This is a genomic window from Kitasatospora sp. NPDC017646 (genome assembly GCF_044329365.1).
In the GTDB taxonomy this organism is placed as follows: domain Bacteria; phylum Actinomycetota; class Actinomycetes; order Streptomycetales; family Streptomycetaceae; genus Kitasatospora.
The window spans coordinates 292,903-309,512 of the sequence record NZ_JBIRJC010000004.1; the positions used below are offsets into that span (position 1 = coordinate 292,903).

15 protein-coding genes and 3 tRNA genes are annotated in these 16,610 nt (G+C 71.7%); 11 read left to right on the forward strand and 7 right to left on the reverse strand.

What is annotated here, in order from left to right; genetic code table 11:
* The first annotated feature begins 244 nt into the window (after nt 1–244).
* The 5 genes from ACH4J0_RS09545 (at nt 245) to ACH4J0_RS09565 (ending at nt 2,551) form a co-directional block, all read left to right on the forward strand.
* The gene (locus ACH4J0_RS09545; RefSeq protein WP_396237959.1) at nt 245–1,618 is read left to right on the forward strand and encodes a class I SAM-dependent methyltransferase; all 1,374 of its coding nucleotides are present in this window, start codon (nt 245–247) and stop codon (nt 1,616–1,618) included.
* A gap of 16 nt (nt 1,619–1,634) precedes the next feature.
* Nucleotides 1,635–1,711, forward strand: a tRNA-Ile gene (locus tag ACH4J0_RS09550).
* Nucleotides 1,712–1,800: 89 nt separating this feature from the next.
* Nucleotides 1,801–1,874, forward strand: a tRNA-Ile gene (locus ACH4J0_RS09555).
* A gap of 308 nt (nt 1,875–2,182) precedes the next feature.
* Nucleotides 2,183–2,311, forward strand: a complete 129-nt coding sequence (locus tag ACH4J0_RS09560) for a DLW-39 family protein (protein WP_014137031.1) — start codon at nt 2,183–2,185, stop codon at nt 2,309–2,311.
* Between the two features lie 167 nt (nt 2,312–2,478).
* A tRNA-Ala gene (locus ACH4J0_RS09565) sits at nt 2,479–2,551 on the forward strand.
* A gap of 70 nt (nt 2,552–2,621) precedes the next feature.
* Here ACH4J0_RS09565 and ACH4J0_RS09570 read toward each other — a convergent pair.
* Complete coding sequence (locus ACH4J0_RS09570; RefSeq protein ID WP_396237961.1) at nt 2,622–3,278, reverse strand: DUF5324 family protein; 657 nt, start codon at nt 3,276–3,278, stop codon at nt 2,622–2,624.
* Nucleotides 3,279–3,471: 193 nt separating this feature from the next.
* On the opposite strand from ACH4J0_RS09570, the gene ACH4J0_RS09575 reads away from it, so the two are divergent.
* Nucleotides 3,472–4,365: a rhomboid family intramembrane serine protease gene (locus ACH4J0_RS09575; protein ID WP_396237963.1), complete on the forward strand. Its 894-nt coding sequence runs from the start codon at nt 3,472–3,474 to the stop codon at nt 4,363–4,365.
* Nucleotides 4,366–4,713: 348 nt separating this feature from the next.
* Here the strand turns inward: ACH4J0_RS09575 and crgA are convergent, their stop codons facing one another.
* On the reverse strand, nt 4,714–4,962 hold the full coding sequence (gene crgA / locus ACH4J0_RS09580) for a cell division protein CrgA (protein WP_030278238.1): 249 nt from the start codon (nt 4,960–4,962) through the stop codon (nt 4,714–4,716).
* 165 nt (nt 4,963–5,127) lie between these two features.
* Between crgA and ACH4J0_RS09585 the strand changes: the two genes are divergently transcribed.
* The 5 genes from ACH4J0_RS09585 to ACH4J0_RS09605 all read left to right on the forward strand — a co-directional run bounded on the left by ACH4J0_RS09585 (nt 5,128) and on the right by ACH4J0_RS09605 (nt 8,871).
* Entirely contained in the window at nt 5,128–5,883 is a 756-nt protein-coding gene (locus ACH4J0_RS09585) for a DUF881 domain-containing protein (protein ID WP_396237965.1), read from the forward strand.
* An 87-nt stretch (nt 5,884–5,970) separates the two neighbouring features.
* Nucleotides 5,971–6,150 (forward strand): hypothetical protein, encoded by a 180-nt coding sequence (locus ACH4J0_RS09590; RefSeq protein WP_030278236.1) that lies wholly within the window; start codon nt 5,971–5,973, stop codon nt 6,148–6,150.
* 55 nt (nt 6,151–6,205) lie between these two features.
* On the forward strand, nt 6,206–6,868 hold the full coding sequence (locus ACH4J0_RS09595; RefSeq protein ID WP_396237967.1) for an aminodeoxychorismate/anthranilate synthase component II: 663 nt from the start codon (nt 6,206–6,208) through the stop codon (nt 6,866–6,868).
* A gap of 5 nt (nt 6,869–6,873) precedes the next feature.
* Entirely contained in the window at nt 6,874–8,004 is a 1,131-nt protein-coding gene (locus tag ACH4J0_RS09600) for a class E sortase (protein ID WP_396237969.1), read from the forward strand.
* 39 nt (nt 8,005–8,043) lie between these two features.
* On the forward strand, nt 8,044–8,871 hold the full coding sequence (locus ACH4J0_RS09605) for a class E sortase (protein ID WP_396237971.1): 828 nt from the start codon (nt 8,044–8,046) through the stop codon (nt 8,869–8,871).
* A gap of 112 nt (nt 8,872–8,983) precedes the next feature.
* Here the strand turns inward: ACH4J0_RS09605 and pknB are convergent, their stop codons facing one another.
* The 5 genes from pknB to ACH4J0_RS09630 all read right to left on the reverse strand — a co-directional run bounded on the left by pknB (nt 8,984) and on the right by ACH4J0_RS09630 (nt 16,570).
* Nucleotides 8,984–11,080, reverse strand: a complete 2,097-nt coding sequence (gene pknB, locus ACH4J0_RS09610) for a Stk1 family PASTA domain-containing Ser/Thr kinase (RefSeq protein WP_396237973.1) — start codon at nt 11,078–11,080, stop codon at nt 8,984–8,986.
* Nucleotides 11,081–11,330: 250 nt separating this feature from the next.
* The gene (locus ACH4J0_RS09615) at nt 11,331–12,788 is read right to left on the reverse strand and encodes a peptidoglycan D,D-transpeptidase FtsI family protein (protein WP_396237975.1); all 1,458 of its coding nucleotides are present in this window, start codon (nt 12,786–12,788) and stop codon (nt 11,331–11,333) included.
* Nucleotides 12,785–14,188, reverse strand: coding sequence for an FtsW/RodA/SpoVE family cell cycle protein (locus tag ACH4J0_RS09620; RefSeq protein WP_396238277.1), 1,404 nt, complete (start codon nt 14,186–14,188; stop codon nt 12,785–12,787). The genes ACH4J0_RS09615 and ACH4J0_RS09620 overlap by 4 nt, the downstream gene beginning before the upstream one ends.
* 136 nt (nt 14,189–14,324) lie before the next feature.
* On the reverse strand, nt 14,325–15,971 hold the full coding sequence (locus ACH4J0_RS09625) for a protein phosphatase 2C domain-containing protein (protein WP_396237977.1): 1,647 nt from the start codon (nt 15,969–15,971) through the stop codon (nt 14,325–14,327).
* 53 nt (nt 15,972–16,024) lie between these two features.
* Nucleotides 16,025–16,570 (reverse strand): FHA domain-containing protein, encoded by a 546-nt coding sequence (locus ACH4J0_RS09630; RefSeq protein ID WP_396237979.1) that lies wholly within the window; start codon nt 16,568–16,570, stop codon nt 16,025–16,027.
* Nucleotides 16,571–16,610 lie beyond the last annotated feature (40 nt).

Here is a 16,610-nt window from a genome sequence, read left to right on the forward strand (position 1 = left end):
GACCCCGGGTCAGTTGACCGCCCGCGGACGGAATGTACGGGCCCCGAAGGCTGTTGCCGCCTTCGGGGCCCGTCGGCATTTCGGGTGACAGCCGGCTCCCGCGGCGTGCCGCCCGGAAACGGGTCACCCGCCGTGGGATTAGCTGGACGCCGCCCGTTCCCGCGTCCGGGAGTGCCCGCAGGCCGCCCCGGTCGGTCGACCGGGTCAGATGAGGTTCCGCAGGACGGCTGGACGGAGGCGCGCGGTGGCGAAGCTCGCAGGTCAACTGGTGGAGGCCCTGGACGGGCTGTTGGGCATCCCGGTCCCGTTGCGGGTGCAGGCGTGGGACGGCAGCGTCGCCGGGCCGCCCGGCGCGCCCACGGTGGTCCTGCGCAACCGCCGGGGGCTGCGACGCCTGCTCTGGCAGCCGGACGAACTGGGCCTGGCCCGGGCCTACGTCGCGGGGGACCTGGAACTCGCCCCCGGCAGCGACCTCTACGAGACGCTCTCCGCGGTCGCCCACTTCGCCGAGCTCCCGGAGATCCGCACCATGGCCCTCGGGCCGCGCGACGTCCTCGGCGCCAAGGGCCGCCGGGTGCTCGCCGCCGTCCTGCGGGCGGGCGCGATCGGCCCGGAGCCCACCCCGCCCCCGGAGGAGGTCCGCAAGGCGAAGGGGCGGCTGCACAGCCGCGGCCGGGACCGCGCGGCCATCAGCCACCACTACGACGTCGGCAACGACTTCTACGGCCTCGTGCTGGGCCCGTCGATGGTCTACTCGTGCGCCTACTGGACGCCCGAGGCGAAGAGCCTGGAGGCCGCCCAGGAGGCCAAGCTGGACCTCATCTGCCGCAAGCTCGGACTGCGGCCCGGGATGCGGCTGCTGGACGTCGGCTGCGGCTGGGGCTCGCTGCTGCTGCACGCGGCGCAGCACTACGGCGTCACCGCGGTCGGGGTCTCGATCTCCAAGGAGCAGGTCGCGCTGGCCCGGGCCCGGGTCGAGGAGGCCGGCCTGGCCGACCGGGTCGAGGTCCGGCTGCAGGACTACCGGGAGATCGTCGACGGCCCCTTCGACGCCATCTCCAGCGTCGGCATGGCCGAGCACGTCGGCTCGGAGCAGTACCGGGTCTACGCCGACGGCCTGTACCGGCTGCTGGCGCCCGGCGGCCGGCTGCTCAACCACCAGATCGCCCGCCGTCCCGACCACCCGGGTGAACCGCACCGCACCAGCCCCTTCATCGACCGCTACGTCTTCCCCGACGGCGAGCTCTCCCCGGTCGGTTCCACCGTGGCCCGACTGGAGGAGGCCGGCTTCGAGGTCCGGGACGTCGAGGCGCTGCGGGAGCACTACGGGCTGACCCTGCGCGAGTGGGTGGCGAACCTGGAGGCCCACTGGACGGAGGCGGTCCGGTTGGTCGGCCTCGGCCGCGCCCGGGTCTGGCGGCTGTACATGGCCGCCTCCGCGCTCGCCTTCGAGCAGAACCGGATCGGCGTCAACCAGATCCTCGCCGTGCGCAGCACCGAGGAGGGCGGGTCGGGCCTGCCGCCGACCCGCGAGGAGTGGCTGGTGCGCCCGGCCGCCGAGGTCACTGCCGCGACCCCGGCCGGAACGGATTTGGGAGATCGGCGGTCGGTCCGCTAATCTTTCAGTGCGGCAAGGGCCTATAGCTCAGACGGTTAGAGCGCTTCCCTGATAAGGAAGAGGCCACAGGTTCAAGTCCTGTTAGGCCCACCACCGCGAAGGGCCCGGAGTGGATCACTCCGGGCCCTTCGGCGTCGTTTTCGCAGATCGGGCGGCTTCCGGTACGCTCTGCTGTACAGCGAGGGCCTATAGCTCAGACGGTTAGAGCGCTTCCCTGATAAGGAAGAGGCCACAGGTTCAAGTCCTGTTAGGCCCACCGCCCCGAAGGGCCCGGAGTGGATCACTCCGGGCCCTTCGGCGTTCCCGGGCGGATTCGGGGGTCCGCCGCGTGCGGACGATCCCCACGGCAGGAGGTGTGCCGTCAATCCTCGGACCGGACCGCCGCGTTGACCACACCCGTGGCTGGTCACGATTGGGACACCGGTGTGTATCATCGGCCGCAAGGGCAGTCTGGCACCCGGCAGCCCGTTCGCGCTCGAAACACATCTGGACTCGTCGGCCCGGTCGTTCCGGCCGGAGCACCGGCTCTTGAGTCCACCAACGCAAGAAGGACGAGGTCCCGCGGTGAAGAAGCTCCTCCTGGTCGCCCTGGTCGCCCTCGGCGGCTTCTTTGTCTACCGTCAGGTCCAGGCGGACCGCGCCGAACAGGACCTGTGGACCGAGGCCACCGACCCGGTCCCGGCCGGTCGCTGAACCCCGGCGGTCTGACGACCGACGATCTTCGGGGGCGCTGGAGCGCCTCCAGGACCGGCCGGCCCGTTCACCCGAACGGGTCGGCCGGTTCCCCCAGGGGGGACGGCTCTCGGAATCACGCCGGAACCCGGTACGCTAGTGGCCGTCGGTACGCGCCGTGCCGTCGAGGGGCATTAGCTCAGTTGGTAGAGCGCTGCCTTTGCAAGGCAGATGTCAGGAGTTCGAGTCTCCTATGCTCCACAGCACCCGAAGGGCGGCTGACCTGGAAGACAGGTCGGCCGCCCTTCGGCTTTCCGGCTGAGGACACGCCCTAGGCCTGCGGGCGGTCGTCCTCGGTGGGATCCTCGGGAACGAGGCCGTTCACCGGGGCGGTGGCGGCCTGCGCGCCGGGCGGCTCGACCAGCCACTCCGGGCTGCCGTGCCGACGCCACCACTGCCAGGCGGCGATGCCGCCGACGATCGCCAGCACCCCGGCCAGCGCGAGGCCGGCCGTCCGGTTGCCGCACCGCTGCTGCCGCTTGGCGTTCCGGGCGGCGAGTTCGCTGATCTCGGCCGAGCTGACGTTGCCGTGCAGGGCGGTCAGTGCGGCGGCGCCGCGGCACTGGGCCTCGTGGGCGACCGGGGAGACCACCTCGACGGCGTGGGTGATCCTGGGGCCGACCGTGGCGCGGGCCTGGTCGGCGGCGCGTACGGCGGACAGGCGGGCCGCCAGGGCGGCCTCCTGCGTCCGGTGGAGGGCCCTCAGGACGTTCTCCTGGGCCTCGGGGGGCAGGCCCGCGAAGGCATGTCCGAACTGCGGGGCGAGATGCCGGTCGTACTGGACGCGGAGGTTGTGGGCGGCCTGGCCGGCCTTTGGGCCGAGGGCGTCGAGGGCGGGCCCGAGCCGCTGCCTGGCACCGTCCGCGAACTGTGCGGCGGTGTCCCGGGTCCGGGCGGCGGTCTCACGGGCCGAGTCCGAAAAGCTCACGAGTCTCTCCTCCTGGGTGGCGTCCTATATGTACATATCCACCTGAATGCTGATCATGCATCCTGATTCGTCCCCCGGCACTCCGGGCTGGGCCGGAGGAGGGGCGTGCACGGGTCGTTCCCTGGGTGCCGGGGCGGGGCGCCGCAGTAGGCTGGCGGCTTCGGCGGTGGGGTACGGGAAGGGGAAACCGTTGATGCTCCCGGACGAGCCACGACAGTCGGAGGACCGGTCCTCCGAAGGCGGGCAGCCCGGTTGCTACCGGCACCCGCGGACGGCCACCGGGATCTCCTGCACCCGTTGCGAACGGCCGATCTGCCCGCAGTGCATGGTGGCCGCCGCGGTGGGCTTCCAGTGCCCCGAGTGCGTCGGCGGAGGGCACGCCGGGGCGCGGCGGGCGACCACCCGGTTCGGCGGGGCGCTGACCCTGGACGGCGGGCTGGTGACCCGGGTGCTGGTCGGGGCCAACGCCGTGGTCTGGGTGCTGGCCGCCTACGTCCTCAACCCGCGGCTGGGCGAGGTCTGGTCGCTGGCCAGCGCCGGACGGTCGCACCTCGGCGGTCCGTACGGCGTCGCCGACGGCCCTGCCCAGTGGTACCGGCTGCTGACCGCCACCTTCCTGCACCTCCAGTGGTGGCACATCGGGATGAACATGCTGGTGCTGTTCTGGCTCGGCCCGCCGCTGGAGGAGGCGCTCGGCCGGCTGCGCTTCCTGGCCCTCTACCTACTGGCCGGCCTGGGCGGCAGCACCTTCGCCTTCCTGGTGGCCGGCGACTGGATGAACTCGGTGGGGGCCTCCGGGGCGATCTTCGGCCTGATCGGCGCCACGGTCGTGATGCAGCTGCGGGACCGGGGGCCGCTGGCCCCGGCCCTGGCCTTCCTGGTCTTCAACCTGGTGGTGACGTTCTCCCGCCCGGGCATCGACTGGCGGGCGCACATCGGCGGACTGGTGATCGGCGGGCTGACCGCCCTCGGTCTGATGTACGCCCCGCGCGAGCGCCGCGGCCTGGTCCAGGGGTTGACGGTGGCCGGGGCGGTGGCGGTGGAGGCGGCGATGCTGCTGTCCGGGATGGCCCTCTACGGCGCGTGATCCGCCGGACGTTTGTCCACAGCGGGTGCGGGGTTGTGCACAGGCTGTGTGACGCCCCCGCTGTGGACTGCTGTTCTACGCGCGTCCTCCTGTGCGAACTCCGCATGGCCGAGGAGTTGTGCACAGCTGTGGACGGCAGTGGCCGGAAAAGTTATCCACAGCCTGTGCGGACTTTTCCCCAGTGTGGATAACCATGTGGATAAGCCGGACCATGTGATCGTCGGACTGTCATGACGGCGGCCGGGCGACCGGGTTCCCACCGGTTCCGGGCACGACGAACCGCCGCTCCGGGGCCAGTGGTCCGAAGCGGCGGAAGGCCCGGATCCGGGCCTCAGGACGCGCGGGGCGTCACTTCCACTGGGTGGAGACGCCGAACCCGGCCGCGATGAAGCCGAAGCCGACCAGGATGTTCCAGTTCCGCCAGCTCTCGACCGGGAAGCTGCCGCTGGTCACGTAGTAGGTGACGATCCACACCAGGCCGATCAGGAACAGTGCCAGCATCAGCGGCGCGACCCAACCGCGGCCCGAACTGATCTTCACCGCGGCCGTGGTCGGCGGGGTGTAGTCGGACTTCTTGCGGAGTCGAGACTTCGGCACGAGGAGCTCTCCTGTCGATGCGCTGTGAGACCGCGCAGAGGTGCAGCGGGTGAGACGCCGACGGTTGGTCGCGGAGCGCTCTGGGACCGCTCCCCCACCTGCCACCGGCGTCCGTTAGCGTAGTGGCTCGGCGGGTCTCAAGGAGATAAGGGTACGGTGACTAATTTGTCGATTCCCCCCGGGAAGGCCGCCACCCGCCGTTCCGGCATCCGAATTGTCGGCCGTGCCCTGACCTGTGCCGTGTTCGCGCTCGCCGGCCTGCTCTTCTACGTCAGCGCGCAGACCGCCCGCGGCACCGACCTGCGGACCGACAACTCGCTGCTGAGCCTCGGCGACGTGATCCGCCAGCGCAGCTCCCAGAACCAGCAGGCCCAGGCGCAGCTGGCCGACCTCCAGGCCCGGGCGCAGGAGCTCACCGAGCAGCAGGGCCACAATCCCGCCGACGCGGCGCAGCTGGGCGGCCTGAGGCTCGGCGCGGCCCTGGAGCCGGTGCAGGGCGGCGGACTGACCGTCACCCTCAACGACGCCCCGCCGAACGCCACCGCCCGCATCCCCGGCGTCCCCGAGCCGGGCGTCAACGACCTGGTCATCCACCAACAGGACATCCAGGCGGTGGTCAACGCGTTGTGGCGTGGCGGCGCCGCGGGCGTGCAGGTGATGGACCAGCGGCTGATCTCCACCAGCGCCGTCCGCTGCGTGGGCAACACCCTGCTGCTCCAGGGCCGGGTCTACTCCCCGCCGTACGTGGTCAAGGCGGTGGGCAAGACGGACGCCCTGCGCTCGGCCGTCGAGTCGGACCCGGCGATCCGCAACTACCTGCAGTACGTCCAGGCGTACGGCCTGGGTTGGAAGGTCCAGGAGAGCGGCGACCTGACGCTGCCCGGCTACTCCGGCACCACCGAACTCCGGTCGGCGGGCTGACCGCGGCGGCGCCGGTGGCGGACCGGCCTCGCGGCCGTTGATCCCGGGTCTACTCTTGACCCCAGTCAGCTACCTCGAGGGAGCACCATGTACGGCTGGATCTGGCGTCATCTGCCGGGGAACACCCTGGTCCGGGCCGTCATCTCGCTGCTCCTGATCCTGGGGATCGTCTACCTCCTCTTCACCTACGTCTTCCCGTGGGCGGAACCGCTGCTCCCCTTCGGCGACGTCACAGTGGACGGCGGCGACGGCGCCTCGGCCGGCTGACCCGGCGGGCCCGGAACTTCCCCCCAGAACCGCATCCCACGGAGACCACGCGCGCATGACCACCCAGTCGACCCCGCCCCGCATCCTGGTCGTGGACAACTACGACAGCTTCGTGTTCAACCTGGTGCAGTACCTGTACCAGCTCGGTGCCACCTGCGAGGTGGTGCGCAACGACGAGGTGACCGTCGAGCACGCCGTCCGCCGGGCGGGGGACGAGGGCTTCGACGGGGTGCTGCTCTCCCCCGGGCCCGGGTCGCCCGAGGAGGCCGGGGTCTGCGTCGCGATGGTGCACCACTGCGCGGAGACCGGGCTGCCGGTGTTCGGCGTCTGCCTGGGGCTGCAGTCGATCGCGGTCGCCTACGGCGCGGTGGTCGGCCGGGCGCCGGAGCTGCTGCACGGCAAGACCTCGCCGGTCGAGCACGAGGACGGCGGGGTGTTCGAGGGCCTGCCCTCGCCGCTGACCGCGACCCGCTACCACTCGCTGGCCGTCGACCCGGCCACCGTGCCGGACGAGCTGGTGGTCACCGCCCGGACCGGGAGCGGCGTGATCATGGGCCTGCGCCACCGCGAACTGCCCGTCGAGGGCGTGCAGTTCCACCCCGAGTCGGTGCTGACCGAGGGCGGGCACCGGATGCTCGCCAACTGGCTGGCGGAGTGCGGCTTCCCGCAGGCCGTGGACCGGTCGGCCGGGCTCGCCCCGGTGATCGGCCGGGGCTGAGCGGCGTGACCGCGGTGCGTCCGGAGGGGCGTTACCAGTCGGAGGCCGGCCCGTACGGGGGCGCGCGGCACTACGACGGCGCGCAGCAGCACGAGGGCGCGCAGCACGGCGCGCGGCCGTACGACCCCCCGCAGTACAGCGTCGGCGGGCAGGGCGGCCCGTATCCGCAGGAGCACCCGGTCCAGGGCGCGCCCGAGGACGGCTGGGGCGTGTACGAGCAGGCCGAGCAGCCCGTCGAGGGCGGGCCCGAGTACCCGTGGCTGCCAGACCAGACCCTCCAGCTGCGCCTGCCCGCCGACGGCACCGAGCCGGTCGCCGAGCCCGCCCCGCCGACCGGTGGCCGGGCCGAGCGCCGCCGGGCCGCCCAGGGCCGGACCTCGGTTCGCGCGGGCGGCGGACGGCGCCGGGCGAAGGGCCGGGGAGGCGCCGGACCGCGCCCCAAGGAGTCCGCGGTCGTGGTGGCCGCCCGTTTCGTCGGCGAGATGTGCATCACCCTCGGCGTGGTGATGCTGCTGTTCGTCGCCTACCAGCTCTGGTGGACCAACGTGCAGGCCGACGAGGCCGCCAGCGGGGCCCGTGACCAGCTGGAGCAGCAGTGGGACGCCCAGCCGCCCGGGGCGGGGCAGCCGGCCCCGGACCCGAACAAGCCCGAGCTGTTCGAGCCCGGCAAGGGCTTCGCCATCATCTACCTGCCCAAGCTGGGACTGAAGTTCCCGATCGCCGAGGGCACCTCCAAGTCGGCGGTGCTCGACAAGGGCCTGGTCGGCCACTACACCGGCACCGCGATGCCGGGCGACCAGTCGGGCAACTTCGCGCTGGCCGCCCACCGCAACACCCACGGCGAGCCGTTCCGGTACATCAACGAGCTGGGCAAGGGCGACAAGGTCGTGGTGGAGACCGCCGCCGGGTACTACACCTACGAGATCACCGGCGGCATCCCGCAGACCTCGCCCAACAACGTGAGCGTGATCAAGCCGGTGCCGAACGGCTCCGGGTACACCGGCCCGGGCCGCTACATCACGCTGACGACCTGTACCCCGGAGTTCACTTCCAAGTTTCGTCTCATCCTGTTTGGCAAACTGATCGAGGATCGACCGCGCAGCCAGGGCAAGCCGGCCGCCATCACGGGCGGGTAGCCGCCCGGAGGCCCGGTTTTCGGAGGGGGAGCACGACAGATGCAGGACGACGGGACCACATGCTCGGCCGGACCGGCCCAGGAGGCCTTCCCCCCGCCGGAACAGCGGGCCGCCGGGGAGGGCCGCGGGGGGCGGAGCCGGGCGCTGGCCGCACTCGGCGTCTTCGGCGAGCTGCTGATCACCCTGGGCCTGGTGCTCGGCCTGTTCGTGGCCTACTCGCTGTGGTGGACCAACGTGCAGGCGGACCGTTCCGCGGCCGCCGCCTCGGACAAGCTGCGCAGCTCCTGGGCGACCGTTCCGCCCGGCCCGACCCCCGGCGCCCCGGCCGGGTCCGCCGCCCCCGGGCCGGGCGGAGCGGCCGCCGCTCCGCCCGCGATCGGGGACGACGTGGGCTTCCTGCACGTCCCGGCGATGGGCCGGGACTACCAGGTGCTGATCCGGATGGGCACCTCCACCGCCGTCCTGGACGAGGGCGTGGCGGGCGTGTACGAGCAGCCCTACAAGGCCGCGATGCCCTGGGAGCAGACGGGTAACTTCGCGCTGGCCGCCCACCGGGACGGCCACGGCGCCAAGTTCCACGACCTGGACGCCGTCCACAGGGGCGACGCGGTCGTGGTGGAGACCAAGGACAAGTGGTACGTCTACAAGGTCGACAACACCCTCGCGGAGACGTCCAAGTACGACACCGGCATCGTCGCTCCCGTCCCGGCGAGCTCCGGGTACACCGCCCCCGGCCGGTACATCACCCTGACCACCTGCACGCCGGTGTACACCTCGCGGTACCGGATGGCCGTCTGGGGGAGCCTGGTGCGGGTGGACGCCATGGACGCCAAGCGCACCCCGCCGCCGGAGCTGCGGCACTCCTGAGGCCCGCTCAGGCCCCTTTCGGGGGAACGACGAGGGCCCGCCGCGGTGAACGCGGCGGGCCCTCGGGCGTTCGCCGTGCCGGACCCCCGGGTCTCAGAACCAGGGGAAGGGCTTAGGGGTTCCCTTTGCCGGGGGGTGTGGTGTTGGGGTCGCCCCCTTTGGCCGGATCGGCCGCCCTGGTGAACAGCTGCACCTGGGTGTTCGGGTCCAGCGAGGTGCCGGCCGGCGGGTTGGCCATCTGGACCACCGCGTTCGGGTCCTGCGGGCCGACGATGGTGTAGCCCAGGCCGGCCTTCGAGAGCGCGGCGATGGCGTCCGACACCTTCTGGTTCTGCAGCGGCGGGACGATGGCCTTGTCCGGTGCCTTGTACACCGTCAGCACGATCTTCGTGCCGGTCGCGGCCTTGGTGTTGGCCGGGACCGACTGGGTGGCGACGGTGTTGACCTTGGTGGGGTCGTTGGTCTGGGTGGTCTTCGAGGCGTCGACCTGGAAGCCCAGGCCCTGCAGCTGGGTCTGCGCGTCCTCCTTCTGCGAGCCCACCACGTTCGGGACGTTCACCTTGGACTTGCCCTGCGAGACCGTCAGCTTGACCGGGGCGCTCGGGTCGACGGTCGCGCCGGCCGCCGGGTCCTGGGCGACGACGGTGTCCTGCGGGGCGGTGTCGTCGTCCTTGTAGTCGGGGGCGGCGACGTTGGTGAAACCGGCCGAGGCCAGCGCCTGCATGGCCTGGTCCTTGGTCTTGCCGGTCAGGGGCGGCATCTGCTGCTTGGCCGGACCGGAGGACAGCTGCACGGTGATGCGGGCGTCCTCGGCGACCTGGGCGCCGGCCGCCGGGTTCTGGGTGCAGACCTGGTCCTTCTTGACGTTGGCGTCCGGGCAGGCGATCTTCTCGCCCTCGGTGACCGTGAGCTTGGGGCCGGCCGCGGTCGCCGCCGCCTTGGCGTCCGCCAGGCTCTTGCCGACCAGGCCGGGCGCCGACAGCTTCGGGGTGTCCTTGGTGCCCTTGTCGCTGAACATCGCCTGGGCCACGAAGAAGGTGCCGACCAGGACCAGCACGGCGGCCACCGCCAGGACGATCCAGGAGGTGTTGCTCTTCTTCCGGTCGTCGCCGCGCCGTCCGCCGCCCTGGCCGTAGCCGTCGTCGTAGCCGTCGTGACCGCCCGCGCCACCGACGGAGGTCTGGCCGTAGCCGTCGTCCTGGTAGCCGGCGGCCTGCGGCAGCATCGTGGTCTGGCCGCCGCCGGGCTGCTGCGGCAGCACGTTGGTCTGGCCGTACGGGTCGTGCTGCTGCGGGTAGCCGTTCTGGTCGTAGCCGTACCCGGCCGCGCCCATGCCGTAGGCGGCGGCCTGCTGGGCGGCGGCGACCGGGAGGCCGTCGAGGAAGCGCTCGATGTCGTCGCGCATCTCGTCGGCACTCTGGTAGCGGTAGTCCCGCTCCTTGGCGAGCGCCTTCAGCACGATCGCGTCGATCTCGGGGCGCACCTCGGGGTCGAAGACCGACGGCGGCTGCGGCTCCTCCCGGACGTGCTGGTAGGCCACTGCGACCGGGGAGTCGCCGACGAAGGGCGGGCGGACGGTCAGCAGTTCGTAGAGCAGGCAGCCGGTGGAGTACAGGTCGGAGCGGGCGTCGACCTGCTCGCCCTTGGCCTGCTCGGGGGAGAGGTACTGGGCGGTGCCGATCACGGCCGAGGTCTGGGTCATGGTCATCCCGGCGTCACCCATCGCACGGGCGATGCCGAAGTCCATCACCTTGACGTTGCCCTGCCGGGTCAGCATCACGTTGGCCGGCTTGATGTCGCGGTGCACGATGCCGGCCCGGTGCGAGTACTCCAGGGCCTGGAGGATGCCGATGGTCATCTCCAGCGCCCGCTCGGGCAGCAGCCGCCGGCCGGAGTGCAGCAGCTCGCGCAGCGTGGAACCCTCGACGTACTCCATCACGATGTACGGGATGGAGATGCCGTCGATGTAGTCCTCGCCCGTGTCGTACACGGCGACGATCGCGGGGTGGTTCAGGGACGCCGCGGACTGCGCCTCGCGGCGGAAGCGGGCCTGGAAGGACGGATCCCGGGCCATGTCGGCCCGGAGGGTCTTCACTGCGACGGAACGGCCGAGCCGGGTGTCATGGCCGAGGTACACCTCGGCCATGCCGCCGCGTCCGAGGACGCCGCCGAGCTCGTACCTGCCGCCGAGGCGACGAGGCTCTTCCATAGTTCCGACCCTCTCCCTCACCCGCCGGTGAGGTTGTGACGTAGGTGTCCCCGCACGCTCTGGGTGACGCCGCGCGCGCCGCGACCGGTTCTCCGGCCGGGCCGTGCGCCGCCTCGCGGGCGGCAACGGGCACACCCGCTGCTGGCGGATACGCTACCGGTCGCACCGCACCGGACCGGAGTCAGCCGTCGGCCGATATCAGACCGGTATCCGGAGGGGGGTGCCGATCGTGACATTCACCTCACCGGCCCTACTTGCCGAGCGCGGCCTGCATCACCGCCTTGGCGATCGGAGCGGCGAGCCGGCCGCCGCTGATGCCGTCGCGGTTGTTGGAGCCGTCCTCGACCACCACCGCGACCGCGACCGACTGGCCGTCCGGGGTCTTCGCCCAGGAGGTGAACCAGGCGAACGGCAGCCCGGCGTTGTCCTCGCCGTGCTGCGCGGTGCCGGTCTTGCCGCCGACCTGGAGGCCGGGGATCTGGGCGTTGGTGCCGGTGCCGTTCTGGACCACCGAGACCATCAGGTCCTGCATCTTCTGCGCGGTGGTCGGGCTCATCGCCTGGGAGAACTGCTTCTCGGTGTGCTTGGAGATGGTGGTCAGCGAGGCCGAGCGCTCCTGGTCGACCAGGTACGGCTGCATCAGGCTGCCGTTGTTGGCGATCGCGGCGGAGACCATGGCCATCTGCAGCGGGGTGGCTCGGGTGTCGTGCTGGCCTATCGAGTCCTGGGCGGTGCCGTCCAGGCTGGGGCTGTCCGGGAAGACGCTCTTCTCGGAGCGGACCGGCGTGTCGACCGTGCTGTTGAAGCCGAACTTCTCGGCCTGCGCCCGCATCTTGTCCTTGCCGAGGTCGGCGCCCATCTTGGCGAAGACCGTGTTGCAGGACTGGTCCAGCCCGGACTTGATGGTGGCGTTCTCGCAGCGCTCGTTGGGGCTCTCGTTCTTCAGCGTCGTCTGGGTGCCGGGCAGGACGTACGGGTCCGGCGTCTGCGTGGTGTCGTCGACGTTCTGGTACAGGCCGTTCTCGAACGCGGCGGTCGCGGTGACCAGCTTGAAGGTCGAGCCGGGCGGGTACGTCTCGCGCAGCGCGCGGTTGAGCATCGGCTTGTTCGGGTCCGCGAGGAGGTTCTGCCAGGCCTTGGTGTCCCCGCTGTCGCCGCCGGCGAAGGTGCCCGGGTCGTAGGAGGGGGTGGACACCAGCGCCAGGATCGCGCCGGTCTTCGGGTCGAGCGCGACCACCGCGCCCTTCTTGTCGCCGAGGCCGTCGAAGGCGGCCTTCTGGACCTTGGCGTTGATGGTGGTGACGACGTCGCCGCCGCGCTGCTGCTCGCCGGTCAGCATGTCCAGGGTGTTGCGGAAGAACAGCCGGTCGTCGGTGCCGGAGAGGATGCCGTCCTCCAGGTTCTCCAGCCCGTTGGAGCCGTACGCCTGCGAGGAGTAGCCGGTGACCGGGGCGTACATCGGACCGTTGATCCAGGAGCGCTTGTACTTGTAGCGCAGTCCGTTCACGAAGTCGGAGTTCGTCACGGGCTGGCCGCTGACGATGATGTTGCCGCGCGGGTGGGCGTAGCGGTCGTACAGCTGGCGCTTGTTGTTCTTGTTGGAGGCCCAGGCGTCGGCCTGGACGCCCTGCACCCAGTTGGTGCGCACCATCAGGGCCAGGATCAGCACGAGGCAGAAGATCGAGACCCGTCGGATCGGCTTGTTCATCGGGCGGGTCCTCCCTGGCCCTCGGTGGCCGGGGCCGGTTCGACCCCGGGACGGCGGGCGCTGTCGCTGATCTTCAGCAGGATCGCGACCAGCGCCCAGTTGGCGACCACGGACGAACCGCCCTGGGCGAGGAACGGCATGGTCATACCGGTGAGCGGGATCAGTCCGGTGACCCCGCCGGCCACGACGAAGACCTGCAGCGCCATCGCCGAGGCGAGCCCGACGGCGAACAGCTTGCCGAAGGGGTCGCGGGCGGCCAGGGCGGTGCGCAGGCCGCGCTGCACCAGCAGGGCGTACAGCAGGAAGATCGCCATCAGGCCGGTGAGCCCGAGCTCCTCGCCGAAGGAGCCGAGGATGAAGTCGCTCTTGGCGGCGAAGTTGATCAGCCAGGAGCGGCCCTGGCCGAGGCCGGAGCCGGTGACCCCGCCGGAGCCGAGCGCCATCAGCGACTGGCCGATCTGCTCGGTGGAGCCCTTGGGCGGGTTCGCGGAGAAGGCGGCCATCGGGTCGAGCCAGGCGTCGATGCGGACCTTGACGTGGCTGGTGGTGGTGGCGACCGCGACCGCGCCGCCGACCGACATCAGCAGGCCGAACAGGATCCAGCTGGTCCGCTCGGTGGCGACGTAGAGCATCACCACGAACAGGCCGAAGAACAGGAAGGACGTCCCGAGGTCGTTCTCGAAGATCAGGATCAGCAGGCTGAGCAGCCAGATCACGATGATCGGGCCGAGGTCGCGGCCGCGCGGCAGGTACAGGCCCATGAAGCGGCGGCTGGCCAGCGCCAGGGCGTCCCGCTTGACCATCAGGTAACCGGAGAAGAACACGGTCAGGACGATCTTGGCGAACTCGCCTGGCTGGATGGAGAAGCTGCCCATCCGGATCCAGATCTTCGCGCCGAAGTCCTCCGCCCGGGCAGGGAAGAAGGCCGGCGCGGCGAGCAGCACCAGCGCCACCACCATCGAGATGTAGGTGTAGCGCTGGAGCACCCGGTGGTCCTTCAGGAAGACCATGACGCCGATGAACAGCGTGATCCCGAGGGCCGACCACATCAGCTGGTTGCGGGCCGCCGGGAAGTTGCCGCTGAGCAGGTGGCCGGCCTTGTCCAGCCGCCAGATCATCACCACGCCCAGCCCGTTCAGCAGGGTGGCGATCGGCAGCATCAGCGGGTCCGCGTATGGCGCGAAGCGTCGCACCAGCAGGTGCGCGACCAGCGCCAGCGAGCCCATGCCGAGGCCGTAGCCGAGCATGCCGGCCGGCAGGCGGGAGTCCATCGCCAGGCCCACGTTGGCGTACGCCAGGATCGGCAGCAGGACCGCGAAGACCAGCAGGGCCAGCTCGGTGTTGCGCCGGTTCGGGGTGCCCTGGGGCGAGATGGTGGTGTTGCCCCGGCGCCGAGGCACGACGCGCCCGGCCGCCGCCCGGCGTCGGCCGCCGGCGCGGCCGGTGTCGCCGCTCAGGTCGTAGCTGCTCACGTGGTGACCGCTCCCTTCCGGCCGGCGGGCCCGCTGCGGGCGGACCTGTGTCGGATCACGGACGTCACGGCTTCGGACAGGCTTCCGCCCGGGTGCGTTCGTCGTCGCTCAACGGGGGCTGCTGGGGCTGCTGGGGTTGCTGGGCCTGCTCGCTCGGGGCGCCGGCCACCGGAGGGGTGGCGTTCTGCGTCGGAGCGGGCGTGGCCGGGGCGCTCGGGCTCTGGGAGGTGGTGGGCGCGGCCGCGGGCGGGTTGCGCTTCTCCCGCTCGCCCGGGGCGACCGGCGTGGCGGCCACGAAGTCGGTCTTGGTGGCCTGGGTCGGCTGGGTGCCCTGCGGGGCCGCCGCCGTGGCGGCCCGCTGGCACAGCTTGGCCCAGCCCACCAGGTCGTTCACCGTGTTCTGGGCTTCCTTCAGGCTGCCGACCGAGATGGTCCGGTTCACCTGGGTGCGCTGGTCCTGGGGCAGCCACTTCAGCGGGGCATCCCCGTGCGACTCGTGCACCGAGGACAGGCTCAGCCCGGCCAGGTTCTGGTTGATGCCCTGGTAGATGGCGACGTGGTCGCCTTCCTCGCCGATGTAGTACTGGTCCTGGGTCCACTGGTAGCCGAAGTACCCGGCGCCGCCGAGCAGGCCGAGCGTCACCAGGACGACCAGCGGGACGGTCAGGCCCCGGCGCTTGCGCTTGGGGGGCTGCTCCTCGTCGAGCTCCTCGGAGCCGTACACGGAGGGCTCGGCGGGGTAGCCGTGGCCGCCCTCGCCCTCGTAGCCCTCGGCGGGGCCGAAGCCGCCCTGGGCGGCGCCGTAGCCGCCGTCGTAGCCCTCGGCCGGACCGAAGGCGCCCTGCGGGCCGCGGCCCAGGCCGGCGGCGCGGCCGGCCGGGGTGTCCGCGATCGAGCGGTCGGCGGCGGTCGAGGACGGCGGGGTGTCGGCGACCGCGCCGACGACCACCGGGACGTCGTTGAACTGGCCGCTCATGGTGTCCGTGGCGCCGACGTCGATGACGTCCGCCACGATGCAGGTGATGTTGTCCGGACCGCCGCCGCGCAGGGCGAGCTGGATCAGCTCCTGCACGGTCTGCTCGGGCGAGTAGTAGCTGCCGAGGGTGTCCTGGAGGGTCTGGTGGCTGACCGGGCCGGAGAGGCCGTCCGAGCAGATCAGGTAGCGGTCGCCGGCCCGGACCTCGCGGATCGACAGGTCCGGCTCGACCTGGCCGCGGCCGTCCAGGGCCCGCATCAGCAGCGAGCGCTGGGGGTGGGTCTCGGCCTCCTCGGGCGTGATCCGGCCCTCGTCGACCAGGCGCTGCACCCAGGTGTGGTCCTGGGTGATCTGCACCAGCGAACCGTCGCGCAGCAGGTAGGCGCGGGAGTCGCCGACGTGCACCAGGCCCATCCGCTGGCCGGTCCACAGCATGGCGGTCAGGGTGCAGCCCATGCCCTCCAGCTGGGGGTCCTCCTCGACCATCTGCCGGAGCCGGTCGTTGGCGCCCTGGACGGCATCGCCCAGCAGGGTCAGCAGGTCGGCGCCCGGCACGTCCTCGTCCAGGCGGACGATCGAGCCGAGCACCTCGGAGGACGCGACCTCGCCGGCCGCGGCGCCGCCCATGCCGTCGGCCACGGCCAGCAGCCGCGGCCCGGCGTAGCCGGAGTCCTCGTTCCCCTCCCGGATCAGTCCCTTGTGGGAGCCGGCGGCGAAGCGCAGCACCAGGGTCATGCGACCTGTGCCCCCCTCTGGGTCATGGACGGGATGCTGTCCCTCATGCGCTACTACTTCCGCAGTTCGATGACGGTCCTGCCGATACGGATCGGCATGCCCGGCTGGAGCGGGGTGGGCGCGGTCAGGCGCTGCCGGTCCAGATAGGTGCCGTTGGTGGAGCCTAGATCCTCGACCGTCCACTGCCCAGTCTGATCCGGATAGATCCTGGCATGCCGGGAGGACGCGTAGTCGTCGTCCAGCACGATGGTGGAGTCGTGCGCGCGGCCCAGGGTGATGGTCTGGCCCTGCAGCGCGACCGTGGTCCCGGCCAGCGAGCCCTGCACCACGACGAGCTGGGTCGGGGCGCCGCGGCGGCGGCCGCCGCCCTGGGTCTGGCCCGCGCCGGTGCCGGCGGGGGCGGGCGCCGCGGGACGTCCGGGGGCCGTGGTGGCCGCCGCGCCGCCGCCGGACGCGGTGGCGGCACCGCGGCGGGAGGAACGGGGGTTCACCTTGGTCCCGAACAGGTCGCTGCGGATCACCTGGATCGCGACGATGACGAACAGCCACAACACGGCCAGGAAGCCCAGCCGCATGACCGTGAGGGTCAGTTCTGACATGACCGTCCCGCCAGTCGGTGAGCGAGGCGCGCGAACAACT

Excerpts from the sequence above, each read along its gene's own strand:
- ACH4J0_RS09575 (WP_396237963.1), top strand. The coding sequence starts at position 3,472 with ATGCTCCCGGACGAGCCACGACAGTCGGAGGACCGGTCCTCCGAAGGC.
- ACH4J0_RS09590 (WP_030278236.1), top strand. The coding sequence starts at position 5,971 with ATGTACGGCTGGATCTGGCGTCATCTGCCGGGGAACACCCTGGTCCGG.
- ACH4J0_RS09595 (WP_396237967.1), top strand. The coding sequence starts at position 6,206 with ATGACCACCCAGTCGACCCCGCCCCGCATCCTGGTCGTGGACAACTAC.
- ACH4J0_RS09605 (WP_396237971.1), top strand. The coding sequence starts at position 8,044 with ATGCAGGACGACGGGACCACATGCTCGGCCGGACCGGCCCAGGAGGCC.
- pknB (WP_396237973.1), bottom strand. The coding sequence starts at position 11,080 with ATGGAAGAGCCTCGTCGCCTCGGCGGCAGGTACGAGCTCGGCGGCGTC.
- ACH4J0_RS09615 (WP_396237975.1), bottom strand. The coding sequence starts at position 12,788 with ATGAACAAGCCGATCCGACGGGTCTCGATCTTCTGCCTCGTGCTGATC.
- ACH4J0_RS09625 (WP_396237977.1), bottom strand. The coding sequence starts at position 15,971 with ATGACCCTGGTGCTGCGCTTCGCCGCCGGCTCCCACAAGGGACTGATC.
- ACH4J0_RS09630 (WP_396237979.1), bottom strand. The coding sequence starts at position 16,570 with ATGTCAGAACTGACCCTCACGGTCATGCGGCTGGGCTTCCTGGCCGTG.